This is a genomic window from Streptacidiphilus jeojiensis (assembly GCF_042510965.1).
GTDB lineage: Bacteria > Actinomycetota > Actinomycetes > Streptomycetales > Streptomycetaceae > Streptacidiphilus > Streptacidiphilus jeojiensis.
The window spans coordinates 1-24,601 of the sequence record NZ_JBEUKS010000004.1 but is presented as its reverse complement, the minus strand read 5'-3'; the positions used below and the strand labels follow the sequence as shown (position 1 = coordinate 24,601).

Sequence of the window (24,601 nt, the reverse complement as noted above, 5' to 3'; positions counted from 1 at the left end):
CCCATGTATGTGCCGGCGGACGGGCCCGCCGATCGCTTCGTCCCGGCGGTGGGCAGGATGCCGAGACTGCACCTCGTCGACTACCAAGGGGGCCTGCGGCTGTGCGAGGACGCCACTGGCCTGCTTGTCGGACCCACCGACCGGCGACTGCAGTTTGCCGGTCTGCACGTCGACAACCTCCGGGGCATGTCCCACTACCAGCCCGCCGCCAGGTCGGCCGAACTGAGCCCCAGGAAGATGCTGCGGTTGGTGCCCGAGCCGGAGAACGCATACGACCCGCACGCCATCGCGATCTACTCCGCCGAGAATGTCGGCCCGGTGGGCTACGTGAACAAGCAGAAGGCCCGACGCTGGTCCAAGCTGATCGCCGACGGTGTGCGCCTCAGGGCCATCAGCCTGCGGGGAACAAGAGCCGGCGCGAGCTGCGATGCAGCCACGGTGCTCGTTGCCGATCCGAAGGTGATTGACCACCTGCTATCCCCACGCCCGGTAGGCCTCCCGGTCCCGCTGTTCCTCCAGCAGCATTGAGCCGGATCACAGCCCCGTGCCGGACATCGGGTTCTCCTCCCACTTGTCGACGTCCTCGAAGTACGGCTGGCCCAGCCCAGCTACGGCTGCCTCGGGCGAGCTTGTGATGCATTAACCGGGACAAGGCCGCCGGAGTCGCGCTCGATCAGGTCAATGATGTGAAGCACGACATGGTCGCGCGCAATATCGGCGATCACGACGTTGCGTCTCGCGTCAGCGAGCTTCTCACTGGACGGATGCCGCATTGCCTCTCGAAGCAAGCGAGTTGCCTCCCGGATATGCGGGCTGGGCCCCTCCAGCGAGATCAAACTGACCTGCGACTTGAGCAGGTCATCGTGCGCTTGCCAGGTAGCAGCCACCAGTTCCTGCGAGCGTGACTCGAAGGCGTCAGGATCGATTTGCCTGCCCGCTTCGAGATCACGGAGCACATCCTTGAGATAGTGGATGTTCGTTCGGGTCACGCCGCGGAACGCGATGAGGCGACCAGTCCGGTCATCGAGAGCCTTCGACCGCTCTTCGGATCTCTTCACCGCGTCCTGCCTCCGATACAGGCGCAACGGACCGAAGTAAGAGGCGGCGCCCCCAAATGCGGCACCACCCAGCCCGGTGATCAACCCGTACAGTGCAGTGAAGTCAGCCACGCCGACACGATGCCCGGTGCCCCGACCGACCAATCCGTAGAAGCGGACGGTGAGGTGACTAGCCGTTGGTCTCAGCTATCGCCCCTGGCCAATCTCACTTCGGGGTAGGGCTCAGCTGACGCTACCGAGGATCTTCTGGGCCCGGGTGCGCTTGGTGTCCTCCTTACGCCGGGCCCGGTCGCGGGCGGACTGCGCGTTCGCGGCGGCGCGCGCCTCCGGACTGAGGATCCGTGCCACCGTGGTCGGATGCCACTTCCCGCCCCGCTTGGACGGCACCTCGGCCTCGTTCAGCCGCCGGCAGATCGGACGCGGCCCGAGGCCCTCCTCGTCGTGCCAGCGGCGGATCATGTCCTCCACGTCCTTCTCCTCGGCCAGGTCGACCAGGACGCCATCCACAACCTGCTGGCCATACCTGGGGGCACCGTAGGCGTAGCCGCCCTTCTCGCCCTTCGAGGCCCGGCCCTCGCGCAGTCGCTTACGGATCAGGCCGCGGTCGAGCTGATGGAAGACACCGCGCATCTGCCGCATGGCGGTGCGCATCGGGTCGGACTCGTCGTCCTCCAGGTGCTCGCCGTGGTCGGCGGTGAACACCCGGCCGCCGAGCGCCCAGACGTAGGAGAGCACGGCCTCCTGCACGGTGAGTTCTCGGGCGAGGCGGTCAAGGTTGGGGGCGAGGATCCCGTCCGCGCGGCCGTCGGCGATCCACTGGACCGCGTCCATGAGGCCGTCGCGCTCGTCGATGGTGCTCTTGCCGCTGGTGCTGGTCTTGTCGCCGTCGACGACCGAGTGGACCAGCTTGTGCCCGGCGCCGGCGCCGCGGTTCCAGCGGCGGCAGTCGGCGTCCTGGGCATCGAGACCGTAGCCGTCGGCGGCCTGCCCGACGGTGGAGACACGGCGGACCATGACGAGTCGAAGGCGTTCGCGGCGGGGCGCACTGGAGTTATCCACAGCCCGACTGTACACATCTATAGGTATAGATGTAACGGAACTGGTGGGGCGCATATCTGTCACATGGAGAGTGTTCTCCTAGGAGACCGACTGCCCGACGCGCGCAGCGGCGTGTATCGACCTTCGTCCTGCGGTACAGACCGCTCAGGCAGGCGGCTGGGGGCGGCATGGGGAATCTGTTCGCAAGGTGCATGAAATGGGTGTGGCGGGGCTTCGCGTTCTTCCACGGTCATGCACTGATCGTGCTGGCGAAGATCGTGGTGTCGAAGGTCTCGGCTACGGCCAGCAAGGTGTGGAACTTCCTCGACTTCCTACACGACCCGGGCAAGATGATCGCGGAGGAGATGACGCAGACGGAGGCCGTCGGTCGAAAAGATGGCGTGGCGGGGCCGCAGCCCACCTCCACCGCCTTGCCGAATCCGGGGGAGCACGTAACGACATCCGCCGTTCGGCGCGAGCAGGCATCCATCGCGGAACAGGGTCATGCCGCCGTGGGACTCCCCAATGGAATCGCGCAAGACGCGGATCCAACCCAAGTCCACGCCGGACTGCGCAGTGCCCTCTACTTCCGTGACCCAGCGTCCGACAAGTCGGACCCCATAGCGCCCAGCACCACGACCTACCCGGCCGTCAGCCCCTCCCTGTCTACCGAAATCGACGAGGACGGACAGCGGAGCATCGACGGTATGAGCATGTAGGCCTACTTGCCGTGCTGCGCCCGCAGGGGGTGATCGGCGCCGGCGTCGTTGACTGCGGCGTCGAGCAACTGCTCCCGCTCGGTGCCGTCGAGGACGAGCACCTCGGCGAGCTTCTCCGCTACGGTCACCGACGGGCAGCGCTGCCCGGACTCCAGGTACAGCAGGTAGACGTGCGAGACGCCGACCAGGCGCGCACTCCTGACCTCGATAGCCGGCCCGCAGCCTCGCGGCGGCGAGCATTAGCCCGAGGAGGAGCGCGAGGCCCTGGCGGCCGAGCGCGCGAAGCTGGCCGAGATGCCGCCGTTCCGCCGGATGACCGGTCGGATGACCCGCCAGCGGATCCGGGCCACCCTGCGGGTCGCGCTGAACTCGCCGATGGGCCGCCGGGTCGTCGCGAACAACTCCGCGCAGCACCTGGAGATGCCCCAGGCGAAGCGACGCAAGGCGAAGCTCTGGACCGACGTCCACGTCCGGCGGTGGCAGGAGGCCGGTGAGAGGCCGTCCCCGGTCATGGTAGACGGGAAGTTCTTCACCGCTCCGGACGGGAACTGGCTTCACCTGGACGTCGTGACGACGGTTCGGGTGGCTTCGGTGGTCACGGTTGCATCTCCTTGATCGTTTCCGGCGTCGGCGCTGGTCGGGGCTCACTAGGGTGCGGGTCATGTCATTTCGAGTGCGCAACACGTTGCGGTTGGCTCTGATGGGTCTGGCCGTTGATGGCCTTCTGGTGCTGCAGTGGCGGTTTGGGCGTCATTCGTCGTGGGCCGGGATTGCGCCGTGGGGCCTGGGTTTCTTGGCGTTGACGCTGCTGAGCACGGGGTATGCGTGGTGGTTCTACGGCAGCCCGCAGCGGGTGGCCGAGCTGGCGGCGAGGAAGGCGGCGCGGCGGTCCGGCCTCTGACTGACCGTCCGCCGGCAGCCGGGAGCTGCGGGCCGACGTCAGCGAGCCCGGGCGTGGACGGGGGTCGGTGAAGGTCTGGGCGTTGGTGATCACGTTTGCGCCTCCTCGATCGCTGGGGATGCGGTTCGAGGCCAGGCAGGCGAAGCGTCTGGCGCGGCGCGGCCGGCACCAGTAGCCACAGCCACCTCGACCTGGTCGGGAGTTCAACTCTCCCTGCCCGCCTCCCTGGCCCGCTGTGTGTGGTCGCCTGCCATGAGCATGAGGGGGTCTGTTGTCGGCTCGGGGTAGCTGCATAGTCTTGATCCCCTTGAGGAGGGGCTTATGACTGATGATCAGGGGCAGGGCTACAGCGCGACCGAGGCGCTGAAGGGCAGGAGTATCAAGAGCGGTGCCAAGAAGTTCCTGGGCGGTGTGGTGATCGCGCTGGTCGTCCTGGGTGTCGCTGTCGGCTCGGTGGGCGCGGTTGTCGTCGTCGACTGGTTGGCGTTCCGCTTTGCGGTGTGGCTCGGCATCGTGCTGATGGTCATCGAGGGGATCGTGGGCCTGTACTGGCGCAGACACCCGAAACGATCCTGACCTGGGGTGATCGATTTCAATACTGGTCGCCGAGTACGACGTCTTCCACCTCTCGCTAGGCGGAACCGGCCTCGGCGTTCCAGGCGGTGAACGCCTCCGCCCATCGGATCGTCACCTCGGCCAGGGCCGCCCTGACAGGGATGGTGGCGACTTTCCCGTTGCTTCCGCCCAGGATCAGCGTGATGTCTCCGTCGTGCTTCTTCCCTCTGCGTCCCTTGGGCCGGGGCAGCGGAAGGTACTGCCCGGACGCGTCCAGGATGTGGAGGCGCGCGCCGTTGATGGGGGTGCGCACCGGGCTGAAGCCGGTGGTGTGCAACTCCGACGTATCCAGGCGCATGCGAAGGCCCACGGCGTTCGGCGGGCGCGGCGGTTTCTTGGGTGCAGCCATCCCGCCAGTGTGCGGCAAGTGCGGTGCTTTGCAGCTGAGTTCTGCCATTCCGGCTGCAGGGACCACGGTGCGCGCGGCTCAAGGCGATGCGACCCGGCACTGCCGGGCGAGTTCTCCAAGCGCCTGTCGGCGAACCCCCGGGTCACCGTTCCGCAACACACGCCCCGGGCCTGACCGGACCTGCAAGGCTGCCCGTACGCCGATGATCACAGCCCGGTTCGCCGGGGGCAGGCCACGGCGCAACACTGGATGCGACGGGTCCGCGCCCGTTCCGATCGAAGGCCACCCCATGAACCGTGCCGCAGCACTCACCGCCACTGCCCTCGCCGCGGCAGCCGCCGTGCTCACGATCGTGCCGGCGCAGGCCGCCGGATCCGTGCACCTCACGAAGATCTACTACAACAGCCCCGGCAGCGACACCCGCAGCAACGCGTCGCTGGACGCCGAGTACGTCGTGATAACCAACACGACCGGGGCCGCAGTCAACCTCAAGGGCTGGGTTCTGGTCGACGCCTCCAACCACAAGTACACCTTCACCAGCTTCTCCCTGGCCAAGGGCAAGTCCGTGACGATCCACACCGGACACGGCACCAACACCGCCACCAACCGCTACTGGGGCTCCGGCAACTACATCTGGAACAACGACAAGGACAAGGCCACCCTCAAGCGCGCCAGCGGTGCCGTGCAGGACACCTGCGCCTACAACAACGCCAAGGCCGCCTGGGTCAACTGCTGACCCGACCCACCTGCGGCCCCGCACCGGCCATCCTGGCGGGGCCGCTCTGCTCGGCGGCTCCTACAGCCAGTTGCCCCAGCCGAAGGTGAACAGGTAGGCCCTGCGTACGGCATCCCGACCATGGCGTCCGCGCAGCCGGAGCACCGTCAGTGTCAGGGTGAAGAGCGCCACGAAGCCCAGCGCCACCAGTGCGCCGGACCACGGCCCCGCGTAGCACCCCGTCACCACGGAGACCAGGACGACCGCCCCCGCGCCCACATGCGCCGCCGGCATGTCGGCCCGAAATACCTCACGCAGCAGGCGTCGGTTGTCCCGCAGATCTCGCAGGTAGCGCTCCCGGGCCGCCTCCGGGTCTGCCGGTCCGTCAGGCCAGTTGTCCACTCCGCCCCCAACCCCATGGCCGATCTCGCCCGGCCACCGTAGTGCCTGCTGGACCCCTGGGGTGAGGGCCGGTTGGCGCGTCGCTAGGATCCACTGACTTCCGCACAGCAGTCACACAAGGGGGACCATGTTCAGGATCGTGCGCTCCGCTGCGATGGCCGTTGCTGTCGCAGCGGCCTTCGCCGTCACGCCCACTGCCGCCGATGCGGCCACGGCACACGCCTACAGGCAGGCGTGCTGGGACGGCAGTCTCCAGGCTGCCGGCCACTTCGGCGTGGTGCCCGATGCCCACCGTGCCGGCCAGAAGCTGGACGTCTGGACGCCGATCAAGAACCGGGACACCATCCGGCGATGGGCCCAGTACAGCCTCACCATCGACGCCGGAGGCAAATGGCGCACCGTTCCGCCCACCGTGTGGTGGCGTGTCGACAAGGGCGGCTGGCACCAGATCCACTTCACCTGGCACCCCGGCGGGAAGAACTTCGACCCGGTCTGGACCACCGCCCAACTGGGTCTCGGGTTCTTCAACCCGGGCCAGACCCGCACTCTGGAGATCTCCACCAGCTTCGTCCGGAACGCCCACTCCGGCATGTACTCGGGTTGGGAGCAGTTCTCGACCCCCTGGTGCACCACCGCGGGAGGCCGTTTGGAGCAGGGGTCCTCAGTCGTGGCCTTCTACTACGACCCCTCCCACCCGAATTAGGCCAAGCCGGGCTGAGCCCTGGTTGGAGGAATATCCGTGATCGGTTCGTTGCAGTGCGTGGTTCTGGACTGTCCGGATGTCCTCGAACCGGCCCGGTTCTACGAGGCGCTCCTCGGTGGGGTGGTCGACCAGCCGGATCCCAGGTGGGCGGTCGGTGACGACTTCTCGACTCTGCACACGGGCTCCGGCCTGGTGCGGGCCACCCCTTCTGCCTTCTTCGAGGCTGACGGTTGTCTCGGCGGGATGCGTGTCCCGATGCTGTGCTGAATCGTTTATTCGGGCATGGACACTGCTCTGGCCGCCACTCCCCCCGTTCCCGCGCCCGCCGGGCGGCGCCGTCGATCGCGGCGGGTCGTGGCGGATCCGGACGAGCCCGTGTACGCGGCCCTGGTCGCCGAGTGGCGCGGGCGTGGGCGGACCATCCCCGGGGAGACGGACTGGGAGTGGCTGGACCTGGCCGCGTACGACAGCCGACGGTAGGCGGCTGCGCCGTCGGGGGCGGTGGCCGCTCGGTGCTGTTGCGATTGCCGCCTGTGAATTATGGAGAAGTTGTGCCCAACTGGTCTTGTCTTCAACTACCTTGATGGCCCGGCATGTGTGTGACACAGGGAGAGCTGGCGGCCATGGGCACTGGATCGAGTACCGCTGTGGTGGTTCTGGACGGTGGTCCCGTCGTGGAGATCCTATTGGAGGGCGATCTGGACCTGGCCGTGTCCCCGCTGCTGGCGCCGGTGGTGCGGCAGGTGCTGGTGGATCCGCTGGTGCGCTCGATCGAGCTCGACGTCGCGCTGGTCGCGTTCTGCGACAGCAGCGGGCTGAGTGCACTGCTCAACGCCAGGAACCGGGCGGCGGAGAAGGGTGTGTCGCTGCGGCTGGTACGGGTGGGGGCACGGCTGGAGCGGTTGCTTGCGGCGACCGGGCTCGGACGGGTGCTCGGGGTCGCCGGGTGAGCGGGCCGGCGGACGGACGGGGACGGGCGGGGACGGGCGGACGGACGCGGACGGGCGGACCGGCAGGCCGGCTGACGGGTACGTCGACGGCTCCGTAGGACTTCCGTAAGCAGGCGGTTCACGTGATTCGATGATCCGTGGCGGTCTCATGGAGAGGTGTCCAGACAGACTCTGCAGAGATCAGTTCTCGCCAAGGTTCCACCCGGGCTGCATCCGGCGCGGTTGCAGTCCGCATTCCGTTCGCGGCTGCACGAACCGCGCACCGCCGTGGTGATCGGACGGTGGCTCGGCGCCGCCTTCGTGATCTGCTTCCTGACCGGCCTGATCAGCCACGGGCTGCAGGATCCGCCCGGATGGCTGCGCGACCACCTGCCCAGCCGGCCGGTCGACGGCTACCGGATCACCCAGGGGCTGCACGTCATCAGCGGCATCGCGGCGATCCCGCTGCTCGGCGCGAAGCTGTGGACGGTGTATCCCCGGCTGTTCGCCTGGCCGCCGGTGCGCAGCGTGCTGCACGCGCTGGAGCGGCTGGGCATCGTCCTGCTGCTGGGGGCGGCGCTGCTGGAGGTCTTCACCGGGTTGCTGAACACGCTGCAGTGGTACCCCTGGCCGTTCCCGTTCCGGCAGACCCACTTCTGGCTGGCCTGGATCGCGGTGGGCGGGCTGCTGCTCCACATCGCCGCCAAGTACCCGGAGATCAGCGCGAACTGGCGCAGGGTCAGGGCGGCCCCGGTGCCCGGGCGGCGGGCGTTCCTGACCGGGGTGGCAGTCTCCGTGGCGACGGTCACCGCGGTCACCGCCGGCCAGTCGGTGCCCTGGCTGCGGCGGCTGGACCTGCTGGCGCCGCGCCGTCCCGACATCGGGCCGCAGGGGCTGCCGGTCAACCGGACCGCGGCCGCCGCCGGGACCGCCGGGGTCAGGGCGGCCGGCTGGCGGCTGACCGTGGCCGGCCCGGCCCCGTACACGCTGACGCTGGCCGAGCTGGAGGCGCTGCCCCAGTACACGGCGCTGCTGCCGATCTCCTGCGTCGAGGGGTGGAGCGCCTCGGCGCACTGGACCGGGGTGCGGGTGCGCGACCTGCTGGACCGGGCCGGGGCACGGGTCGGGGCCCGGCTGCGGGTGGTGTCGCTGGAACGCTACGGCGGCTATGCGACGACCGAGATGGAGGCGTCCTATGCTCGGGACCCGCTGACCCTGCTGGCCCTGCGGGTCAACGGCGAGGTGCTGGCGCCCGACCACGGGTACCCGGCGCGGATCATCGCGCCGAACCGGCCGGGCGTGCTGCAGACCAAGTGGGTGTCCCGACTGGAGGTGCTCGGATGAGCCGGACGCCGCGGGTGAGCCGGACGACGCGGGTGAGCCGGACGACACGGGTGAGCCGGGCGACACGGGTGCGGCTGGCGCTGCTGGTGGCGGGGGTCTCCCTGCTGGTGTTCGGGGTCCAGGGCCTGCTGGACGAGCCGTACCTCACCGGGCACCGGCTGCAGGTGCTGGTCTGGGCGGCCGGCGGGATCCTGCTGCACGACGGGGTGTGGATCCCGCTGGTGCTGGTGGTCGGGCTGCTGCTGGGCCGGGTGGTGCCGGACCGGGTGCGGGGCGCCGTCACGGCAGGGCTGATGACGGCTGCCGCGCTCGCCGCGGTGGGGCTGCCCGCGGTGGTCCGGGAACACGACCACAACGGCAACCCGACCCTGCTGCCGCTCCCGTACCTGCGGAACTGGCTGCTGCTGCTCGCCGCGGTGGCCGCCGGGACGGCGGTGGCCGTCGTGGTGCAGTGGCGGCGCGGTCGAGTGGGCAGGGGCCCATCCGGAGCCGGTCGACCAGGACCCGGCCGATCCGGAGGGGATCGGTCCGGTGGCCAATCCGGGAGGCCGACAGGTCCGAATGCGAGGCGTGACCGAGAACTGCGACAGAAGCCAACAAACCTGGCATAGCGCCGCCCGGCTGCTCCGGGTCGGGCTCGGCGCGCTGAGCGGTCTGGTGGCCGGCTTCACCGCGTTGGCGGTCGCGGAACTGGCCTCGGTCCCGGTGCGACAGCAGGCGGGTCCGGTCACGGCGGTGGGCGGCGCGGTCATCGACCGGACGCCGGGGGCCGTGAAGGAGTTCGCGGTCCGGCACTTCGGGACCAACGACAAGCTGATGCTGCAACTGGGCATCCTGGCGCTGCTCGCCGTCTTCGCGATGGCCATCGGTGCGGTCGCGGTGCGGTGGCGCCGGCTCGGGGCCGCGGGGGTGCTCCTCTTCGGGTTGCTCGGCGCCGTTGCCGCCGCCTCGCGTCCGGACGCGGGTGGTCTCGACTGGCTGCCCTCCGCGGTGGGTGCGGTGGCCGGGGCGGCGGTGCTGTACCTGCTGGCGGGGCGGTTGACGCCCGCCGGGTCCGCCGGGCCGGGCGGGGCGCAGGAGGCGGAAGGAGTCGCGCCCGAAGGGGCTTTCGACCGACGCGGCTTCGTCCTGCTGGCGCTCGCCGCCTCGGCGGCCTCGGCGGGACTGGGGGCACTCGGGCGCGGCCTCAACGCCGCCGGCGGGGACAGGGCCGTCGCCGAGCGCGCCGCCGTGGCCCTTCCGGTGCCTTCGTCCCGGGCTGCGGCCCTGCCGCGCGGGGTCGACCTCAAGGTGCCCGGGCTCAGCGCCTTCACCACGCCCAACCCGTCCTTCTACCGGGTCGACACCGCACTGGTGGTGCCCCGGGTGAACGCCGACTCCTGGCGGCTGCGGATCCACGGGAAGGGCGTCAGCAAGGAGTTGAACCTTGGCTACCACGATCTGCTCGCCCGCGACCTGATCGAGCGTGACATCACCCTGACCTGCGTATCCAACGAGGTCGGCGGCCCCTACCTGGGCAATGCCCGCTGGATCGGCGTCCCGCTGGCGCCCTTGCTGCGTGAGGCCGGGGTCCGGCCGCCCTCCCGGGGCGGACCGGCGGACCAGCTCCTGGCCCGGTCGGTGGACGACATGATGATCGGCAGTCCGGTGGAGACCGTCATGGACGGCCGGGACGCCATGCTGGCCCTGGGGATGAACGGCGAGCCGCTGCCCTTCGCGCACGGCTTCCCGGTGCGGATGCTGGTCCCCGGCCTGTACGGCTACGTGTCGGCCTGCAAGTGGCTCCGCGACCTGGAGCTGACCAGCTTCTCGGACTACGACGCCTACTGGGTGCGCCGCGGCTGGTCGCCGCAGGCCCCGATCAAGACCGAGTCCAGGATCGACACCCCCAAGCCGTTCGCGCAGATCGGCGCGGCCGAGGGGGCTGTGGCGGTGGCCGGGGTCGCCTGGGCGCAGCACCGGGGCGTCGACCGGGTCGAGGTACGGGTGGACGGCGGCCCCTGGCACACCGCCGACCTCGCGGCCGAGGACACCACGGACACCTGGCGGCAGTGGGTCTGGCGATGGCCGGCCACCCCGGGCTCGCACACCCTCGAGGTGCGGGCGACCGACCGCACCGGATACACGCAGACCGACCAGCGTGTCGGAACGGTCCCGAACGGCGCGACCGGCTGGCACTCGGTGGTCGTCAGCGTTGGCTGACGAAACCCCAAAAATCCTTCTGTACAAGGCAATCCATGACAAATGCTGCTTCGAATAACAGATGAGACAAAGGAGCCTTCCATGACCACCATGCGCACCTTCCGTGCCACCCGCACCACCCGTATCGTCGCCGCTTCCGTTGCTGCAGGTGCTCTCGCCCTCGGCGCCGCCGCCTGTTCCAGCGGCTCCAGCGGCACCGGCTCGGCCAACGGCGGGGCCACGTCCTCGACGTCCTCCGCGGCGGCGTCCGGCGGTGCCTCCGGGACGGCGATGGCCGACGCGCCGTTCGGCTCGGCCTGCGCCACGGTCCCGGCGACCGGCGCCGGCAGCTTCGACGGCATGGCCCAGGCCCCGGTGGCGACGGCCGCGTCCAACAACCCGGCGCTGTCCACGCTGGTGACGGCCGTCAAGGCGGCGGGTCTGGTGGACACCCTGAACAGCGCGCAGAACATCACCGTCTTCGCGCCCGACAACGCCGCCTTCGCCAAGCTGCCCAAGGCCACCCTGGACAAGGTGCTCGCGGACAAGGCGATGCTCACCAAGATCCTGACGTACCACGTGGTGGGTCAGAAGCTCACTCCGGCCCAGCTCGGCAGCGGCAGCTACCCCACGCTGGAGAAGCAGTCGCTGACCACCGCGGGCAGCGGCACGTCCTACACGGTGAACGGCACGGCGAAGGTCGTATGCGGCAATGTCAGGACGGCGAACGCGAATGTCGAGATCATCGACACGGTGCTGATGCCGCCGTCCTGATGCCCGGTGTTGGGGCGGTCGGCGGGAGCATTCGAATGATCATCCGAACTTCCGCATGAACGGACCAATCCGTCCCTGCGGTGGCGACGAACCAAGGGCGACCGCTGATCCCACCGGAGGTACCGATGCACGTGGCAGCCCGCGGCGACGAGCCCGCGGCTCCCGGCCCAGGTTCCCTGGAGACGCTGCTCGACCGTGTCTCCAGGGGCGACCAACAGGCCTTCGAGACCGTCTACTCGGCTGTCGCCGGGCCCGTGCTCGGCCTGGTGCGCCGACTGCTCCGGGATCCTGCGCAGTCCGAGGAGGTGGCGCAGGAGGTGTTGATCGAGGTGTGGCGGTGCGCCGCCCGCTTCGATCCCGACCGGGGCAGCGCGATGGCCTGGATCATGACCATGGCGCACCGCCGCGCGGTGGACCGGGTGCGCTCGGCCCAGGCGTCGAGCGACCGGGAGCAGCGCGCGGCCGCCCGGGACCACTCGCCGGCCTTCGACGAGGTCAGCGAGCAGGTCGAACGCCGGCTGGAACGTGAGCAGGTACGGCGCTGCCTCGGGTCGCTCACGGAGTTGCAACGGGAGTCCGTGATGCTCGCCTACTACCGTGGCTGTACCTACCAGGAGACCGCCGACCTGCTCGGTATCGCACTGGGGACCATCAAGACCCGACTCCGGGACGGACTCATCCGGCTCCGCGACTGCCTGGGGGTGACCTCGTGACCAGTGCCGATCTGCACACGCTCACCGGCGCCTTCGCTCTCCACGCGCTCTCCGACCGGGAGTCCGAGGAGTTCGCCCGCCACCTGTCCGCCTGCGAGGCCTGTGACCAGGAGGTGCGGGAGCTCCAGGAGACGGCGGCGCGGTTGGCGCTCGCCGCGGCTGTGACGCCCTCGGCCGAGTTCCGGGCCGGGGTCATGGCGGCGCTGCCCGAGGTGAGGCAGCTGCCGCCGCTGGTCAAGAACGCGGGTGGGCGGTCCTTCTGGCCGCTGCGCCGGCGGTTGATCCAGCGTCGGCTGCCGCAACTCGCCCTGGCCGCCTGCCTGGTGCTGGCGCTGGTCGCGGGCGGGTTCGCGATCGACGCGCATCAGCAGGAGCAGCGGCAGCGGCAGGCCACCGCGCAGGCCCAGTCGCAGGCGGCCACGCTGAGCGCGCTGTTCTCGGCGCCGGACGCCAGCTTCCACGGCGCGGCGGTGAAGGGCGGCGGCAGCAGTACGGTCGTCAGCTCGCAGCTGTTGCAGCAGACCGCCTTCGTCTTCCAGGGGCTGGCCGAACTGCCGTCCGGCAAGGTCTATGAGCTCTGGTACAGCAAGGGCGGCCACATGGTCCCGGCCGGGCTGCTGCCCGAGCGGGCCGTGGACGGCGCAACGATGCTGACCGGAACTCCGAGCGGTGCCGCCGGGGTCGGGGTGACTGTGGAGCCCGCGGGCGGGTCGCCGCAGCCCACGACCACGCCGGTGGTGCTGGTGGGACTGCCGACGACGTGACGGTGCGCCGTCGCGGCGCTGGGATCGCCGCGACGGTGCCTGTCCGACGTCGGCTGGGGGGAGTGTGGGCGGTCGGGTCCTCGGACCTGACCGCCCACACGCATGTCCGTGCAGGTGGGAGCGGTCTTGCGGACTGTACCTACTAGTATGTACGGTGGGTGCCATGAGCACTCCTGAACGTCTGATCGAGAGCACCCAGGAGCTCCTCTGGGAGCGCGGCTACGTCGGGACCAGCCCCAAGGCGATCCAGCAGCGCGCCGCGGCCGGCCAGGGCAGCATGTACCACCACTTCAAGGGCAAGCCCGACCTCGCGCTGGCCGCGATCCGCCGCAGCGCCGACGAGCGGCAGGCGCTGGCCGAGGAGCAGTTCTCCGGCGCCGGCACGGCGGTTGAGCGGGTCGCCGCCTACCTGCGCCGCGAACGGGACGTGCTGCGCGGCTGCCCGATCGGCCGGCTCACCCAGGACCCCGAGGTGGTCGCCGATCCGACGCTCCGTCAGCCCGTCGCCGACACCTTCGAGCACCTGACCCGGCGGCTCACCGCCGTCCTCACCGAGGGCCAGGCGCTGGGGCAGCTGGACTCCGAACTCGATCCCGCCGACACCGCCGCCACCGTGGTCGCGGTACTCCAGGGCGGCTATGTGCTGGCCCGGGCGGCGGACTCGGTCGAGCCGTTCCGGCGGGCGACCGAGGGTGCGATCGCCCTGCTCGCCGCCCGCGAACTGCGCTGACGCCACCGGCCGACCGAGCACCCGCCTGGAAGGGCCCAAACCGTGCACGCCATGCAGTACACGATCACCCTCCCCGCCGACTACGACATGGACGTCATCCGCCGCAGGGTCGCGGCCAAGGGCTCGCTGCTGGACGACTTCCCCGACCTCGGCCTCAAGGCCTACCTGATCCGCGAGCGCGGCCGCGAGGGTTCCCCCGTCAACGAGTACGCCCCGTTCTACCTCTGGAACGGCACGGCCGGCCTCGGCCGCTTCCTCTGGGGCGGTTCCGGCTTCGGCGGGATCGTCGCGGATTTCGGCCGCCCGACCGTCCGCCACTGGATCGGGGCCGCGGCCACGGCCGGACCGGAGCCGGCCGGAGGTCCGCCGCGCACGGCGGTCCGCCGCACCGGCACGGTGCCGGACGGCGCCGACCCGGCCGAGTCGATGGCCCGGGCGGAGGCCGAACTGTCCGCGCTCGCGGGCACCCCCGGGCTGCACAGCGCCGCCGTCGCGCTCGACCCGCACCACTGGGAGCTGGTCCACTTCAGCCTGTGGGCGGGCACCGCGCCCACCGACCTGCCGGGCGACCGCTACCAGGTACTGCACCTCTCGGCTCCGGGGCTGGCCGAGCTGACCCTCGCCGATCGGACAGCAGGAGCGACCCGATGAACCCGCCGAACCCCCTGAGCCCGATGAACCCGCTCACCGAGGCACCCCTGGACCGCGAGGCCGGCTACCGGCTGCTCGGGGAGCTCCAGGACGCCGAGGCCCAACTCGGCACCCTCGCCGCCCTGGACGTCCATGCCCCGGGCTTCCCCGACTGGATCGTCACCGCGCTCTTCGGCGGCACCTACCAGCGCGAGGGGCTGGCGCTGCGCGACCGGCAGATCGCCAACCTCGCCGCACTCACCGCGATGGGTGGTGTCGAGCCCCAACTCGCCCAGCACGTAAGGGCGAGCCTGCGGGTCGGGATGAGCCCGGAGGAGGTCGTCGAAGTGCTGGTGCACCTGGCCCCCTATGTGGGTGTGCCGAAGGCGCTGGCCGGTCTCCGGGTGGCCACAGCGGTGCTGGACGAGCCCCGGACGACGCCGTGACCATGGTCCGCACGGTCCTCGGGGACGTCCCGCCGGCGGAGTTGGGCATCGTCGACGCCCACGACCACCTCTTCCTGGCCAGCGCCCTGCTGCCCGGTCAGGAACTGGACGATATGGAGGCGGCACAGGCCGAGGCCCTGGCGTTCCACGCGCAGGGCGGCGGCACCGTCGTCCAGTGGACGCCCCACGGCCTGGGCCGCAGGGCGGAGCTGCTAGCGGAGGTCTCCCGGGCGACCGGGGTGAACATCGTCGCGGCAACCGGGCTGCACCAGGCCCGGCACTACGGCCCGGGGTTCGACCTCGCGGATCCGGCTTCCACCGGGCTCACCCCGGCCGCGCTGTTCACCGCCGAACTGACCGAGGGGCTCCGGGCGTCGGACGGCGACGAGGTGCTGCCGGCCCGGGCCGGCCTGATCAAGGTGGCCGGCGGCTTCCACCGGCTGGACCCGCATGCCCGCACGGTCATGGCCGCAGCGGCGGAGGCGCACCACGCCACGGGCGCGCCGATCGGGGTGCACCTGGAGCACGGCTCGGCCGCCGCCGAGGTCCTGGCCCTGCTCTGCGACGACCTGGCGGTACCGGCGGAACGGGTCGTCCTCGGCCACCTCAACCGCCTCCCCGACCTGCGGCTGCACCGGGAAGCGGCGGAGCGCGGAGCCTACCTCTGCTTCGACGGTCCGTCAGAGGCCAACCACGCCACGGACTGGAGGCTGCTGGACGCTCTGGCCGCGCTGGTCGACGCGGGCCACGCGGATCAGCTCCTGATCGGCGGCGACACCACCACCGCGGGCGCCCGCGCCGCCACCGGCGGGGGCCCCGGCATCCCCTACCTGCTGCATACCCTCCGTCCCCGGCTGCGTCGCGAGCTGGGCGAGGAGACCGCGGACCGGCTCTACACCGTGAACCCGGCGCGGGCGTTCGCCTGGGCCTGAGGGACAGGGCACCGATGCCGGCACGTAGGGTGAGCGGGCATGGACACCATGACGGCAATCTGGTCGTTCGCCCTGGTCGTCGGCCTGCTGACGCTGACGCCCGGGCTCGATACGGCACTGATACTGCGAACCGCCGCGCTGCGGAGCCGGCCTGAGGCGTGGGGGGTTGTGCTGGGGATCCAGGCCGGGACGCTGGCCTGGGGGATGTTGAGTTCGCTCGGGGTGAGCGCGCTGCTGACGGCGTCGCACACGGCGTACGAGGCGCTGCGGGTGGCGGGCGCCGGCTACCTGCTGTGGATGGGCAGCCGGATGCTGTGGGGGACGCTGCGGCGACGGAGCGGCGAGGCGGCGGCGGACCTGGACGCGGACGAGGCGGTGGCGGCGGGCGACGCGGCGGGTGCCGGGGGCCGGGTACTGGTGGGGCTGCGGCGCGGGGCGCTGACGAATCTGCTCAACCCCAAGGTGGGCGTGTTCTACGTGGCGGTGCTGCCGCAGTTCATCCCGGCCGGGGCGCCGCATCTGGCCATGGGCGCGCTGCTGACCTGCGTGCACGTGGCGGAGGGGCTGACCTGGTCGGTGGTGCTGGTGGCCTTCGCCGGGGTGCTGCGGAACTGGCTGCGGCGGCCGGTCGCGCGGCGGGTGCTGGACCGGGTCACCGGGGTCGTCGTGGTCGGGTTCGGGCTTCGGCTGGCGCTGGGCGACTGAGACGACTGGAGCAGCCGGGCAGCCGGGCGTGTCAATGATGGTTGACGCCCGGCGAGTGTCAACGTACATTGACAGCATGAGTGAGACCAGACAGCTCGCGGACGACGCGGGCAGCCGCGACCCCGCGGTGGGGCTCAGAGCGGTCCGCGCTCTGCGCGACCTCGCCGAGCGGCTCGAGGACCTGCAGGTCGGCAATGCCCGGGCGCAGGGTTGGTCGTGGCAGGACATCGCCTCCTGTCTCGGCGTCAGCAGGCAGGCCGTGCACAAGAAGCACGCCCGGCGCGGGCCGGGATTCTTTGGAAGAGGTGACGAGTAGCCATGCTCGAACGATTCACCGCGCCCGCGCGCCGGGTGGTCACCGAGACGCAGTTGGAGATGCGCGGGCTGCACCACGGCCACGTGGGCACCGAGCACCTGCTGCTCGCCCTGCTCCGGCAGCCGGCGGAACCGGCGGCCGCCCTGCTGGTGCGGCACGGCCTCGACCTGGAGACGGCCAGGGCGGCGGTGCAGCGGCTGCTGGGGGAGTCCGGCGCGACGATCGACGGTGCGGCACTGGAGACGATCGGGATCGACCTGGACATGGTCACCGCCCGGGTCGAGGCCGCCTTCGGGGTCGGTGCCCTCGCCAACCCGGGCGGGGCCGCGGGCCGGGGGCGGACCAGGACCCAGGGCCGGGGCACCTTCACCACTCGGGCCAGGAAGGTCCTGGAGCTGGCGGTGCGGGCCGCGCAGGGCCGGGGGGACAGCAGCATCGGCACCGGCCATCTGCTGCTCGGAATGGTGCGCGAGGGCGGCGGGTTGGCGGTGGGCGTGCTCAGGGACCACGGCCTGGACCTGGCCGAGGTCGAGCGGGAGACCGAGCGGAGCCTCGGCGCGGACGCGGCCTGACCGGCCGCGCAGCGCAGCAAGGAGGGCCGACCCGAAACGGGTCGGCCCTCCCTCGTCGCACGGTCACGCCGGGTCACGGCGCTCGGGTCACGGCGCGGAGTCCTTGACGTTGGGGCTGAGGGCGTAGGCCCGTATCGGGGTCATCCCGCCGTAGCCGGGGAGGCTGACCGTGTCCTGGGTGCCCACCTGGGCGCAGGAGCCGGTCTGGTTGCCGGTCTGCACGTTGGCGTTGCTCAGCGCGACCTTGGTGTTGGCCGGCGGGGCGGAGGCCTTGCCGCCGGGGTAGGTGTTGCCGGTCGGCCAGTCGGTGCCGATGAGCAGGTGTATGCCGCTGGCGGTGCCCTGCTTGAGCGCGCTGCTCGGCAGGCCGAGGCTGCTGGCGACCTCCTGGGCGTCGGCCGCGCGGCCGGGGCCGTAGGTGAGCGTGGTGGTCTTGATGTTGGTGGACGGCGGCGACTCGATGTCGGTGTTGGACGCGTAGCCGTCCGCGATCAGCACCTTCTGCAGTTCGGAGGCGCGACCGGTGAGGGTGGTGGTGCCGTTCGCCACATGGACGGCGATCTCCGAGGGAGCCAGCGCCGACTTGGTGGCGGCGGGCGCCTTGGAGGCGCTCGCGGCGGCCGTCGAGGGCGCGGCCTTGGCGGTGGCTGCGGCGGCGCTGGACTTGGCGCCGCTGGCGGTGGTCAGCGACTGGTCGTTGGCGATGGTGGAGAACAGGGTCTGTGCGCCGGGGGCGATCACCAGGCGGTTGATGTTGGTCGGGTCGGCCCCGGTCTGCATGGTGGTGAAGGTGATGCGGTCGGTGGGGACCTTGTTGAGGTCCTCGGCCAGGCCGGTCAGCTTGGGGATGCTGTCCAGCGAGGTGTCCACGGTGAGCGCCTTGGTGGCGGCGTTGGCCAGGTTCCACAGCTTGGTCGGGCTGGTGAGGGTGCCGGCGCTCTTCATCTGGTTGATCATCGCGGTCAGGAAGATGTGCTGCGCCGCGGTCCGGCCGATGTCGCCGCCGTTCCCGAAGCCGTGCCGGGTGCGGACGAACTCCAGCGCGGCCACGCCCTTGAGGGTGTGGGTGCCCTTCGCCAGCTTGAGGTGCGACTGCGGGTCGTAGACGTTGTTGCTGACGCAGACCTTCACGCCGCCCACCGCGTCCGACATGGCGACCACGCCGCTGAAGTCGACCATGGCGAAGTGGTCTATGGGGATGCCGGTCAGCTGGTGGATGGCGGCGACGCTGCAGCCGGGCCCGTACTGCAGGGCGCTGTTGATCATTCCGTAGCCGCCGCTGGTGCTGGCGCCGGTCTTGTCGTCCTTGCAGGCGGGCAGGTTGGTCATCAGGTCGCGCGGGACGCTCATCACCGTCGCGTTGCTGCGGTCCGCGGAGATGTGGACCACCATCTCGACGTCGGCGTTGCCGTCGCCGCCGCTGCTACCGCCGGCGCAGTCGCCGCCGAGCTTGCAGTCGGCGGCGTTGGCGCGGATGTCGGAGCCGATCACCAGCATGTTGATGGGGCTGCGGCCGAAGGCGTCGACCTTCTCGGTGCCCGCGTTGCCCGAGGTTCCGGCGAAGAGAGCGTCGCTCTTGATGTTGCCGTTGAGCTTCTCGTACGCGTAGACGCCGCCCGCCGCAGCGACGACCATGACGCCGGCCGTGCTGATGGCTATGATCTTGATCGGACTCTTCTTCTGGCCCTTCTTCGCCGCCTTGCGCATCGCCGCGCGACCGCCGGGGGGCGGACCAGCTGCGCCGGGACCTCCGGGTGCCGCACCTCTGCCCTGGGATGGACTTCCGCCACCACGGCGGGCAGCGGCCCGGCCACCGGTACTGGCGTCGCTCATGGTCACATCCTTGGTCAGGTGAGCCCGAAGGCTACCGGTCGAAACTTTTGCTACTCGTCGAACGCGCGTGCTCTGTATCGGGGGCATGGGGGCACAGGAGGTAGGACTGTCCGCTCCTGGGTTCCGGTTCCACGGCTGGGCAATTTAGCAAGTGTTTGTGAGTACGACATAAGGACAACCCTGCGAATCGTTTCTGCGGGGTAACGAGCGGCTGTGAGTGACGGCCGCCGTCACGTCCGGTGATCGGACGATCGCGGGGGAGCACCGTGGGGTGAGCGGGATCACGTGGGGATCCACTCTGCCATCCGCACCCGGCCGTTGGGAGTGGAGGGGCGTAAGAGACGTCCACGCACCGTCGGGGCCCCTGATTTTGAACGTTGACGGGCATGTGTTCGGGCCAGGAAAATGGAACCCCGCTGTTTATTGCGTGCCCCGAAGGGTTATGTACCGCTTTGATACTGATCGACGCTGTGACGAAGCGTTACCCGGACGGCACTACGGCCGTGGACCGACTCACCCTGGAGATACCGGACGGTTCCATCACCGTTCTGGTCGGACCGTCCGGCTGTGGCAAGACCACCACGCTGCGCATGATCAACCGCATGATCGAACCGACCGAGGGACGGATCACCCTCGACGGCGCCGACATCCGCGAACAGCCGGTCAACTCGCTGCGCCGCACCATGGGTTACGTCATCCAGCACGCCGGGCTGTTCCCGCACCGCACCATCGTGGAGAACATCGCCACCGTCCCCCGGCTGCTCGGCTGGGACCGCCGGGAGGCCAGGACCCGCGCGCTGGAGCTGATGGAGCGGGTCGGCCTGGACCGCTCGCTGGCCAAGCGCTACCCCTACCAACTGTCCGGGGGCCAGCAGCAGCGCGTCGGCGTGGCCCGCGCGCTCGCCGCCGATCCGCCGGTGATGCTGATGGACGAGCCCTTCTCTGCCGTCGACCCCATCGTCCGCAAGGGTCTGCAGGACGAACTGATACGCATTCAGGGCGAGTTGGGCAAGACCATCGTCTTCGTCACGCATGACATCGACGAGGCCATCAAGATCGGCGACATGGTCGCGGTGCTCCGCGAGGGCGGGAAGCTGGCCCAGTACGCGCCGCCGGCCGAGCTGCTGTCGGCGCCGGCCGACGGCTTCGTCGAGGACTTCCTCGGCCTGGACCGCGGCATCCGCAGGCTGTCCTTCTTCACCGCCGCGGGACTCGAACTGGACACCGTGCCGATCGTCGCGGTCGACAGCACGGCCGAGCAGTTGGCGGCCCGCACAGTCCCACAGACTCCTTACCTTCTTGTCACCGACACCGAGGGCCGTCCCCTCGGTTGGGCCGACGCCAAGCAGCGGGCCGCCGGCAGCGAGGCGCTGATCCCCTTCGGCCACTCGTTCACGGCCGGACGCGACTCGCTCCGCGCCGCGCTGGACTCGGCGGTGCTCTCCCCGACCGGCTGGGCGGTCGCGGTCGACGAGAACGGCCGCGCCGTCGGTGTCGCCGCGCAGGAGACCATCGCCGCCGCGATCAGGACCGCGCACCTGGAGCAGCAGGCCACCGGGTCGGCCTCCGGTGTCGCCGACGCAGCTCCGGTGGATGCGTGATGGGCGGCTTCTTCGACATCCCGAGCGACCTGCAGGCCAGCTGGTGGGGCCTGATCGGGCTGCACCTGGAGGAGGCGCTGGTCCCGGTCCTGTTCGGACTGCTGATCGCGCTGCCGCTGGCCCAGCTCTGCGCCCGGTTCCGCTGGCTCTATCCGCCCATGCTCGGCATCACCACCGTGCTCTACGCGCTGCCGTCGCTGGCCTTCATCGTGCTGCTGATCAACTGGACCGGCCTCAGCACCACCACCGTAGAGATCCCGCTGACCATCTACAGCCTGGTCGTGCTGATCCCCGCGATCGTGGACGGGGTCCGCTCGGTGCCCGAGGAGACCCACGCCGCGGCCACCGCGATGGGCTTCGGACCGATCCGCCGCTACATCCAGGTGGAGCTGCCGATCGCGGTCCCGGCGATCTTCGCCGGGCTGCGGGTCGCCACCGTCTCCAGCATCAGCCTGGTCAGCGTCGGCGCGCTGATCGGCAACGAGGGCGGCCTGGGCAACCTGCTGTCGGACGCCCTGCACTACCACCGCCCGATCCTGGCCTGGAACTCCGTGCTCACCACCGCCGTCCTGGCGATCCTCATCGACGGCCTGCTGGTGCTGCTGCGCCGGCTCCTCACTCCCTGGGCGGTGCGGTGAACCTGTTCCACTACGCCAATGTCTTCTTCAGTGACAACGCCAACTGGAGCGGGGCGGACGGCATACCGACCCGGCTGTGGGAGCACGTCCAGTACACGCTGATGGCGCTCGGCATCGCCGGGGTGATCGGCCTGCCGCTCGGGCTGGTCACCGGTCACACCGGGCGCGGCGGGAATGCGCTGGCGCTGGTCGCCACCGCGGCCCGGGCGCTGCCCAGCTTCGGTCTGCTGGTGCTGCTCACGGTGCTGATGGGGCTGGGCCTGACCCCGGTGATGGTCCCGCTGGTGGCCCTGGCGGTGCCGCCGATGCTGGTCACCACGTACGAGGCGATCCGCTCGGTGGACCGCTCGCTGGTGGACGCGGCCCGGGGCATGGGGATGGGGCCGCTGCGGGTGATGTTCCAGGTGGAGCTGCCGGTGGCGCTGCCGCTGATCCTGAGCGGGATCCGCTCTTCCGCTGTGCAGATCGTGTCGACGGCGACGATCGCGGCGTACGTGTCCTTCGGCGGGCTGGGGCGGTACATCGTGGACGGGCTCTACCAGGTGGACTACAACAAGGTGGTCGGCGGGGCTGTGCTGGTCGCTGCGCTGGCGGTGGTGACGCTGGGGGTGTTCTGGGTGGCCGGGCGGGTGCTGGTGTCTCCTGGGGTGCGCAGGCAGCAGCGGTAGGGTTTTCGGCCGTTTGCGGGTGCGGACCGTAGTTGGCTGGTCGCGCAGTTCCCCGCGCCCCTAGGGGGCTGCAACATGCCCGCCGTGGTTCAGTTGCACTATCCAGGGGCGCGGGGAACTGCGCGACCAGCCACCCCCACAGCGTTAGCGTTCCGCGCGGGCCAGGGCCAGCTCCAGGACGACGAGAAGAGCGTCGCGGACGGACCCGCGCTCGCGGGCGTCGAAGAGGACCAGCGGGACGCTCTCGCCGATGTCCAGGGCCCAGCGCACCTCGTCCAGGTCGTGGCCCAGGCTGCCGTCGAAGACGTTGACGCCCACGGCGAACGGCAGGCCCTTGTTCTCGAAGTAGTCGACGGCGGCGAAGCAGTCGTCCAGCCGCCGGGTGTCCACGATCACCAGACCGCCCAGCGCGCCCTCCACCAGGTCGTCCCACATGAAGCCGAAGCGGTCCTGTCCGGGCGTGCCGAAGAGGTAGAGCTTCAGAGTGGGGTCCAGGGTGATGCAGCCGAAGTCCATGGCGACCGTGGTCGTGGTCTTGTGCGGGGTGTGCGTCAGGTCGTCGACCCCGGCCGCGACCTCGGTGATGCTGGCCTCGGTGGTCAGCGGCTCGATCTCGGATATCGCGGCGACGGTGGTGGTCTTGCCCACGCCGAACCCACCCGCGATGACCATCTTGACGGGGAGCGGGGGGCGGTTGGAGACGGCGGTGCCGAGGTGGTCTGACTCAGGCAGGGCGGTCGCTGTCACGTGGAAGTCCTCGGGAGTCGGGGACGGCGCGGAGACCATCGATAACCCTTCGCAGTACGGAAACGTCTTGGGCGGTGCTGGCCTGGGGTACGTAGACGGCCAGGTGCCGGGCGGTGCGCAGGTCGCCGGCGATCACCCGGACGACGTTGAGGTGGAGCCGTAGCCGGGCGGCGAGCTCGGCGAGGGACAGCGGGACCCGGCAGGCCGCGACGATCGCGTGCTGCTCGAAGGTGAGGCCCGGAAGCGCGGCCAGCCCGTCCGACGTGGCCACGACCTGGGTTTCCAGGGGCAGTTCGGCGGCCCCGGCGACACGACCCGTGGTGAGCAGGAACGGGCGGACGGCGAGGCTGCTGCGGGTGCTCTCGGGCGCGGTGACCGGAGCGGGCTCCGGCTCCGGCTCGGGAGCCGGAGCGGCGGGCAGGGGCGGGGGAGGCGGGTCGTCCGCCATCACGTACGGGCGCAGTGGGCGTACCTGCGGGGAGCCGTACGGGCCCTCGGTGGTTGCCGCGCTGCCCACCATGCTGGTCCTCTCTCGCTCGTCCCGGCGTCTTGATGCTTCGTCAGTCACAGTAAGCAGTAAGTATATTGGTTAGGTTGTTCGAGCACAGTCAAAGTCGATCAACTGGCCGAGGAGGCACCCACGCCGTTCTTCAGCTCGATGATCAGCTGCGGGCTCAGCGCGGCGCCGGCCCGGTTGGCGAACAGCGTCATCTCGTAGGCGATGTTGCCGAGCTTGGCCTCCTTGGAGGCCACCACGCCCAGCACCGAACCGTTGCCTATGGAGGAGACCAGCAGGTGGCCGCCCTCCAGGTCGATGATCACCTTGTTGAGGGCGCCCAGACCGTAGTTGCCCGAGGCGCCCGCGGCGAGGCTGGTGATGCCCGACACGATGGCGGCGAGCCGTTCCGAGTCGGCCGGGTCCCTGAGTCTGGACACGGCGATCAGCAGCCCGTCCGAGGACACCGCGATGGCGTCAACCACGCCTGCGGTCTCCGTGGCGAAACGGTTCAGCAGCCAGGTGAAGTCGGCGGCGGCGGAAGCCAGGGCGGCGGGGTCGTCTGTGGGCGTGGTCACGGTCCCACTCCTTCCGGAAGTTCCTGCGGTGCGGCGACGTTTGGCGCAGCGTTCTGTTGTAGCAAGTCCGTTGGTGCGGCGTCCGGTTGGGTACTGCCTTGTTGGGTGTCGCCGACGCGCAGTCCGGTCAGCGTGGCGTCGCGCTCGGCGCGGTCGACGGCTGCCTCGAACTCCTCCAGCGAGTCGCGCACGGCCTCGGCGTCCAGCTGCGGCGGGGCGAAGGCGGCCGCGGCGGGCGGCTGGGCCGGTCGGGCCTGGTTCAGGGTGGCGCCGCGGACCCGGCGGCGCAGTGTGCCGCCCTCGGGCCCGGGCCGGGCCGCCTCGCCTGCCTGCGGCTCGACGGCGCCGGCCTGCGCGTGGACCGGCTCGTCCGGGGCGCGGCGCGGCGTCCGGCGGGGTAGCCCGCCGTCCGGTGCGGCCGTGGCGGCCGGGACCGCTGCGGGTCCGCCCGCGGGCCACCCCGAGGGGGCAGCCGGGACCGGAGCCGGGGCGGCCGGAGCCACC

At 70.6% G+C, this 24,601-nt stretch carries 35 protein-coding genes and 1 pseudogene; 26 read left to right on the top strand and 10 right to left on the bottom strand.

Annotated elements, in window-relative coordinates; genetic code table 11:
• The first annotated feature begins 3 nt into the window (after positions 1 to 3).
• Positions 4 to 528, top strand: coding sequence for an HIRAN domain-containing protein (locus ABUW04_RS12385; protein ID WP_380564578.1), 525 nt, complete (start codon positions 4 to 6; stop codon positions 526 to 528).
• 80 nt (positions 529 to 608) lie between these two features.
• Here ABUW04_RS12385 and ABUW04_RS12380 read toward each other — a convergent pair whose 3' ends face one another.
• The gene (locus ABUW04_RS12380; RefSeq protein WP_380564577.1) at positions 609 to 1,169 is read right to left on the bottom strand and encodes a hypothetical protein; all 561 of its coding nucleotides are present in this window, start codon (positions 1,167 to 1,169) and stop codon (positions 609 to 611) included.
• Positions 1,170 to 1,280: 111 nt separating this feature from the next.
• Positions 1,281 to 2,117: a recombinase family protein gene (locus ABUW04_RS12375; protein ID WP_380564576.1), complete on the bottom strand. Its 837-nt coding sequence runs from the start codon at positions 2,115 to 2,117 to the stop codon at positions 1,281 to 1,283.
• A 167-nt stretch (positions 2,118 to 2,284) separates the two neighbouring features.
• Between ABUW04_RS12375 and ABUW04_RS12370 the strand changes: the two genes are divergently transcribed.
• Positions 2,285 to 2,815 (top strand): hypothetical protein, encoded by a 531-nt coding sequence (locus ABUW04_RS12370; protein ID WP_380564575.1) that lies wholly within the window; start codon positions 2,285 to 2,287, stop codon positions 2,813 to 2,815.
• A gap of 2 nt (positions 2,816 to 2,817) precedes the next feature.
• Here ABUW04_RS12370 and ABUW04_RS12365 read toward each other — a convergent pair whose 3' ends face one another.
• The gene (locus ABUW04_RS12365) at positions 2,818 to 3,003 is read right to left on the bottom strand and encodes a helix-turn-helix domain-containing protein (protein ID WP_380565019.1); all 186 of its coding nucleotides are present in this window, start codon (positions 3,001 to 3,003) and stop codon (positions 2,818 to 2,820) included.
• 106 nt (positions 3,004 to 3,109) lie between these two features.
• Between ABUW04_RS12365 and ABUW04_RS12360 the strand changes: the two genes are divergently transcribed.
• The 3 genes from ABUW04_RS12360 to ABUW04_RS12350 all read left to right on the top strand — a co-directional run bounded on the left by ABUW04_RS12360 (position 3,110) and on the right by ABUW04_RS12350 (position 4,292).
• Positions 3,110 to 3,430 (top strand): hypothetical protein, encoded by a 321-nt coding sequence (locus ABUW04_RS12360; RefSeq protein ID WP_380564574.1) that lies wholly within the window; start codon positions 3,110 to 3,112, stop codon positions 3,428 to 3,430.
• Between the two features lie 46 nt (positions 3,431 to 3,476).
• Positions 3,477 to 3,716 (top strand): hypothetical protein, encoded by a 240-nt coding sequence (locus ABUW04_RS12355; RefSeq protein WP_380564573.1) that lies wholly within the window; start codon positions 3,477 to 3,479, stop codon positions 3,714 to 3,716.
• 321 nt (positions 3,717 to 4,037) lie between these two features.
• Entirely contained in the window at positions 4,038 to 4,292 is a 255-nt protein-coding gene (locus ABUW04_RS12350; protein ID WP_380564572.1) for a hypothetical protein, read from the top strand.
• A 55-nt stretch (positions 4,293 to 4,347) separates the two neighbouring features.
• On the opposite strand, the gene ABUW04_RS12345 is transcribed toward ABUW04_RS12350, so the two are convergent.
• A complete protein-coding gene (locus ABUW04_RS12345; RefSeq protein WP_380564571.1) occupies positions 4,348 to 4,680 on the bottom strand; it encodes a hypothetical protein in 333 nt (110 codons plus the stop codon).
• Between the two features lie 289 nt (positions 4,681 to 4,969).
• On the opposite strand from ABUW04_RS12345, the gene ABUW04_RS12340 reads away from it, so the two are divergent.
• A complete protein-coding gene (locus ABUW04_RS12340; protein WP_380564570.1) occupies positions 4,970 to 5,416 on the top strand; it encodes a lamin tail domain-containing protein in 447 nt (148 codons plus the stop codon).
• A 60-nt stretch (positions 5,417 to 5,476) separates the two neighbouring features.
• Here the strand turns inward: ABUW04_RS12340 and ABUW04_RS12335 are convergent, their stop codons facing one another.
• Positions 5,477 to 5,797, bottom strand: coding sequence for a hypothetical protein (locus tag ABUW04_RS12335; protein ID WP_157623889.1), 321 nt, complete (start codon positions 5,795 to 5,797; stop codon positions 5,477 to 5,479).
• A 127-nt stretch (positions 5,798 to 5,924) separates the two neighbouring features.
• Here ABUW04_RS12335 and ABUW04_RS12330 point away from each other — a divergent pair, with 127 nt between their 5' ends.
• The 17 genes from ABUW04_RS12330 (at position 5,925) to ABUW04_RS12250 (ending at position 17,536) form a co-directional block, all read left to right on the top strand.
• Positions 5,925 to 6,500, top strand: a complete 576-nt coding sequence (locus tag ABUW04_RS12330; RefSeq protein ID WP_380564569.1) for a hypothetical protein — start codon at positions 5,925 to 5,927, stop codon at positions 6,498 to 6,500.
• A 36-nt stretch (positions 6,501 to 6,536) separates the two neighbouring features.
• The gene (locus ABUW04_RS12325) at positions 6,537 to 6,767 is read left to right on the top strand and encodes a VOC family protein (protein ID WP_380564568.1); all 231 of its coding nucleotides are present in this window, start codon (positions 6,537 to 6,539) and stop codon (positions 6,765 to 6,767) included.
• Between the two features lie 15 nt (positions 6,768 to 6,782).
• Entirely contained in the window at positions 6,783 to 6,980 is a 198-nt protein-coding gene (locus ABUW04_RS12320) for a hypothetical protein (RefSeq protein WP_380564567.1), read from the top strand.
• 194 nt (positions 6,981 to 7,174) lie between these two features.
• On the top strand, positions 7,175 to 7,450 hold the full coding sequence (locus ABUW04_RS12315; RefSeq protein WP_380564566.1) for an STAS domain-containing protein: 276 nt from the start codon (positions 7,175 to 7,177) through the stop codon (positions 7,448 to 7,450).
• A gap of 222 nt (positions 7,451 to 7,672) precedes the next feature.
• The gene (locus ABUW04_RS12310) at positions 7,673 to 8,773 is read left to right on the top strand and encodes a molybdopterin-dependent oxidoreductase (protein WP_380564565.1); all 1,101 of its coding nucleotides are present in this window, start codon (positions 7,673 to 7,675) and stop codon (positions 8,771 to 8,773) included.
• A gap of 50 nt (positions 8,774 to 8,823) precedes the next feature.
• Positions 8,824 to 9,384 (top strand): hypothetical protein, encoded by a 561-nt coding sequence (locus ABUW04_RS12305; protein WP_380564564.1) that lies wholly within the window; start codon positions 8,824 to 8,826, stop codon positions 9,382 to 9,384.
• Positions 9,335 to 10,975 (top strand): molybdopterin-dependent oxidoreductase, encoded by a 1,641-nt coding sequence (locus ABUW04_RS12300; protein WP_380564563.1) that lies wholly within the window; start codon positions 9,335 to 9,337, stop codon positions 10,973 to 10,975. Before ABUW04_RS12305 ends, ABUW04_RS12300 begins: the two co-directional genes overlap by 50 nt.
• 90 nt (positions 10,976 to 11,065) lie before the next feature.
• Positions 11,066 to 11,728 carry a fasciclin domain-containing protein gene (locus tag ABUW04_RS12295; protein ID WP_380565017.1) on the top strand — a complete coding sequence of 221 codons (663 nt, stop codon included), beginning with the start codon at positions 11,066 to 11,068 and terminating at the stop codon, positions 11,726 to 11,728.
• A 125-nt stretch (positions 11,729 to 11,853) separates the two neighbouring features.
• On the top strand, positions 11,854 to 12,441 hold the full coding sequence (locus tag ABUW04_RS12290) for a sigma-70 family RNA polymerase sigma factor (RefSeq protein ID WP_030258196.1): 588 nt from the start codon (positions 11,854 to 11,856) through the stop codon (positions 12,439 to 12,441).
• On the top strand, positions 12,438 to 13,205 hold the full coding sequence (locus ABUW04_RS12285; RefSeq protein WP_380564562.1) for an anti-sigma factor: 768 nt from the start codon (positions 12,438 to 12,440) through the stop codon (positions 13,203 to 13,205). The genes ABUW04_RS12290 and ABUW04_RS12285 overlap by 4 nt, the downstream gene beginning before the upstream one ends.
• Positions 13,206 to 13,368: 163 nt before the next feature.
• Positions 13,369 to 13,935, top strand: coding sequence for a TetR/AcrR family transcriptional regulator (locus ABUW04_RS12280; protein ID WP_380564561.1), 567 nt, complete (start codon positions 13,369 to 13,371; stop codon positions 13,933 to 13,935).
• 42 nt (positions 13,936 to 13,977) lie between these two features.
• On the top strand, positions 13,978 to 14,586 hold the full coding sequence (locus ABUW04_RS12275; protein ID WP_380564560.1) for a DUF4865 family protein: 609 nt from the start codon (positions 13,978 to 13,980) through the stop codon (positions 14,584 to 14,586).
• Positions 14,583 to 15,011 (top strand): carboxymuconolactone decarboxylase family protein, encoded by a 429-nt coding sequence (locus ABUW04_RS12270; RefSeq protein WP_084714811.1) that lies wholly within the window; start codon positions 14,583 to 14,585, stop codon positions 15,009 to 15,011. The genes ABUW04_RS12275 and ABUW04_RS12270 overlap by 4 nt, the downstream gene beginning before the upstream one ends.
• Before the next feature lie 2 nt (positions 15,012 to 15,013).
• Complete coding sequence (locus ABUW04_RS12265) at positions 15,014 to 15,943, top strand: phosphotriesterase family protein (RefSeq protein WP_380565015.1); 930 nt, start codon at positions 15,014 to 15,016, stop codon at positions 15,941 to 15,943.
• Positions 15,944 to 15,982: 39 nt separating this feature from the next.
• The gene (locus ABUW04_RS12260; RefSeq protein WP_380564559.1) at positions 15,983 to 16,648 is read left to right on the top strand and encodes a LysE family translocator; all 666 of its coding nucleotides are present in this window, start codon (positions 15,983 to 15,985) and stop codon (positions 16,646 to 16,648) included.
• 76 nt (positions 16,649 to 16,724) lie between these two features.
• Complete coding sequence (locus ABUW04_RS12255) at positions 16,725 to 16,964, top strand: helix-turn-helix domain-containing protein (RefSeq protein ID WP_037596263.1); 240 nt, start codon at positions 16,725 to 16,727, stop codon at positions 16,962 to 16,964.
• Between the two features lie 2 nt (positions 16,965 to 16,966).
• On the top strand, positions 16,967 to 17,536 hold the full coding sequence (locus ABUW04_RS12250) for a Clp protease N-terminal domain-containing protein (protein WP_380564558.1): 570 nt from the start codon (positions 16,967 to 16,969) through the stop codon (positions 17,534 to 17,536).
• Positions 17,537 to 17,623: 87 nt separating this feature from the next.
• Here ABUW04_RS12250 and ABUW04_RS12245 read toward each other — a convergent pair whose 3' ends face one another.
• The gene (locus tag ABUW04_RS12245; RefSeq protein WP_232242392.1) at positions 17,624 to 19,243 is read right to left on the bottom strand and encodes an LCP family protein; all 1,620 of its coding nucleotides are present in this window, start codon (positions 19,241 to 19,243) and stop codon (positions 17,624 to 17,626) included.
• Positions 19,244 to 19,821: 578 nt separating this feature from the next.
• Here ABUW04_RS12245 and ABUW04_RS12240 point away from each other — a divergent pair.
• From ABUW04_RS12240 to ABUW04_RS12230, 3 genes are read left to right on the top strand one after another with little or no spacing between them, the layout of a single operon-like run.
• Entirely contained in the window at positions 19,822 to 20,970 is a 1,149-nt protein-coding gene (locus tag ABUW04_RS12240; protein WP_380564557.1) for an ABC transporter ATP-binding protein, read from the top strand.
• Positions 20,970 to 21,608: an ABC transporter permease gene (locus ABUW04_RS12235; protein ID WP_030258222.1), complete on the top strand. Its 639-nt coding sequence runs from the start codon at positions 20,970 to 20,972 to the stop codon at positions 21,606 to 21,608. The genes ABUW04_RS12240 and ABUW04_RS12235 overlap by 1 nt, the downstream gene beginning before the upstream one ends.
• Complete coding sequence (locus tag ABUW04_RS12230) at positions 21,605 to 22,276, top strand: ABC transporter permease (protein WP_030258224.1); 672 nt, start codon at positions 21,605 to 21,607, stop codon at positions 22,274 to 22,276. The genes ABUW04_RS12235 and ABUW04_RS12230 overlap by 4 nt, the downstream gene beginning before the upstream one ends.
• Positions 22,277 to 22,420: 144 nt before the next feature.
• Here the strand turns inward: ABUW04_RS12230 and ABUW04_RS12225 are convergent, their stop codons facing one another.
• The 4 genes and pseudogenes from ABUW04_RS12225 to ABUW04_RS12210 form a co-directional block, all read right to left on the bottom strand.
• Complete coding sequence (locus ABUW04_RS12225) at positions 22,421 to 22,948, bottom strand: GTP-binding protein (RefSeq protein ID WP_232242408.1); 528 nt, start codon at positions 22,946 to 22,948, stop codon at positions 22,421 to 22,423.
• Between the two features lie 52 nt (positions 22,949 to 23,000).
• Positions 23,001 to 23,471: a DUF742 domain-containing protein gene (locus tag ABUW04_RS12220; protein WP_030258227.1), complete on the bottom strand. Its 471-nt coding sequence runs from the start codon at positions 23,469 to 23,471 to the stop codon at positions 23,001 to 23,003.
• Positions 23,472 to 23,641: 170 nt separating this feature from the next.
• Positions 23,642 to 24,097, bottom strand: a complete 456-nt coding sequence (locus ABUW04_RS12215; protein WP_030258230.1) for a roadblock/LC7 domain-containing protein — start codon at positions 24,095 to 24,097, stop codon at positions 23,642 to 23,644.
• Positions 24,094 to 24,601: pseudogene (locus ABUW04_RS12210) on the bottom strand (ATP-binding protein); the annotation flags it as partial. The pseudogene ABUW04_RS12210 and the gene ABUW04_RS12215, both read right to left, overlap by 4 nt.

What these genes read in the sequence shown, in the direction of transcription:
- ABUW04_RS12355 (WP_380564573.1), top strand. Translation starts at nt 3,477, where the DNA reads ATGTCATTTCGAGTGCGCAACACGTTGCGGTTGGCTCTGATGGGTCTG.
- ABUW04_RS12300 (WP_380564563.1), top strand. Translation starts at nt 9,335, where the DNA reads ATGCGAGGCGTGACCGAGAACTGCGACAGAAGCCAACAAACCTGGCAT.
- ABUW04_RS12360 (WP_380564574.1), top strand. Translation starts at nt 3,110, where the DNA reads ATGCCGCCGTTCCGCCGGATGACCGGTCGGATGACCCGCCAGCGGATC.
- ABUW04_RS12260 (WP_380564559.1), top strand. Translation starts at nt 15,983, where the DNA reads ATGGACACCATGACGGCAATCTGGTCGTTCGCCCTGGTCGTCGGCCTG.
- ABUW04_RS12220 (WP_030258227.1), bottom strand. Translation starts at nt 23,471, where the DNA reads ATGGCGGACGACCCGCCTCCCCCGCCCCTGCCCGCCGCTCCGGCTCCC.
- ABUW04_RS12330 (WP_380564569.1), top strand. Translation starts at nt 5,925, where the DNA reads ATGTTCAGGATCGTGCGCTCCGCTGCGATGGCCGTTGCTGTCGCAGCG.
- ABUW04_RS12280 (WP_380564561.1), top strand. Translation starts at nt 13,369, where the DNA reads ATGAGCACTCCTGAACGTCTGATCGAGAGCACCCAGGAGCTCCTCTGG.
- ABUW04_RS12265 (WP_380565015.1), top strand. Translation starts at nt 15,014, where the DNA reads ATGGTCCGCACGGTCCTCGGGGACGTCCCGCCGGCGGAGTTGGGCATC.
- ABUW04_RS12320 (WP_380564567.1), top strand. Translation starts at nt 6,783, where the DNA reads ATGGACACTGCTCTGGCCGCCACTCCCCCCGTTCCCGCGCCCGCCGGG.
- ABUW04_RS12270 (WP_084714811.1), top strand. Translation starts at nt 14,583, where the DNA reads ATGAACCCGCCGAACCCCCTGAGCCCGATGAACCCGCTCACCGAGGCA.
- ABUW04_RS12225 (WP_232242408.1), bottom strand. Translation starts at nt 22,948, where the DNA reads ATGGTCATCGCGGGTGGGTTCGGCGTGGGCAAGACCACCACCGTCGCC.
- ABUW04_RS12385 (WP_380564578.1), top strand. Translation starts at nt 4, where the DNA reads ATGTATGTGCCGGCGGACGGGCCCGCCGATCGCTTCGTCCCGGCGGTG.
- ABUW04_RS12245 (WP_232242392.1), bottom strand. Translation starts at nt 19,243, where the DNA reads ATGCGCAAGGCGGCGAAGAAGGGCCAGAAGAAGAGTCCGATCAAGATC.
- ABUW04_RS12290 (WP_030258196.1), top strand. Translation starts at nt 11,854, where the DNA reads ATGCACGTGGCAGCCCGCGGCGACGAGCCCGCGGCTCCCGGCCCAGGT.
- ABUW04_RS12295 (WP_380565017.1), top strand. Translation starts at nt 11,066, where the DNA reads ATGCGCACCTTCCGTGCCACCCGCACCACCCGTATCGTCGCCGCTTCC.
- ABUW04_RS12340 (WP_380564570.1), top strand. Translation starts at nt 4,970, where the DNA reads ATGAACCGTGCCGCAGCACTCACCGCCACTGCCCTCGCCGCGGCAGCC.
- ABUW04_RS12235 (WP_030258222.1), top strand. Translation starts at nt 20,970, where the DNA reads ATGGGCGGCTTCTTCGACATCCCGAGCGACCTGCAGGCCAGCTGGTGG.
- ABUW04_RS12350 (WP_380564572.1), top strand. Translation starts at nt 4,038, where the DNA reads ATGACTGATGATCAGGGGCAGGGCTACAGCGCGACCGAGGCGCTGAAG.
- ABUW04_RS12250 (WP_380564558.1), top strand. Translation starts at nt 16,967, where the DNA reads ATGCTCGAACGATTCACCGCGCCCGCGCGCCGGGTGGTCACCGAGACG.
- ABUW04_RS12370 (WP_380564575.1), top strand. Translation starts at nt 2,285, where the DNA reads ATGGGGAATCTGTTCGCAAGGTGCATGAAATGGGTGTGGCGGGGCTTC.
- ABUW04_RS12345 (WP_380564571.1), bottom strand. Translation starts at nt 4,680, where the DNA reads ATGGCTGCACCCAAGAAACCGCCGCGCCCGCCGAACGCCGTGGGCCTT.
- ABUW04_RS12255 (WP_037596263.1), top strand. Translation starts at nt 16,725, where the DNA reads ATGAGTGAGACCAGACAGCTCGCGGACGACGCGGGCAGCCGCGACCCC.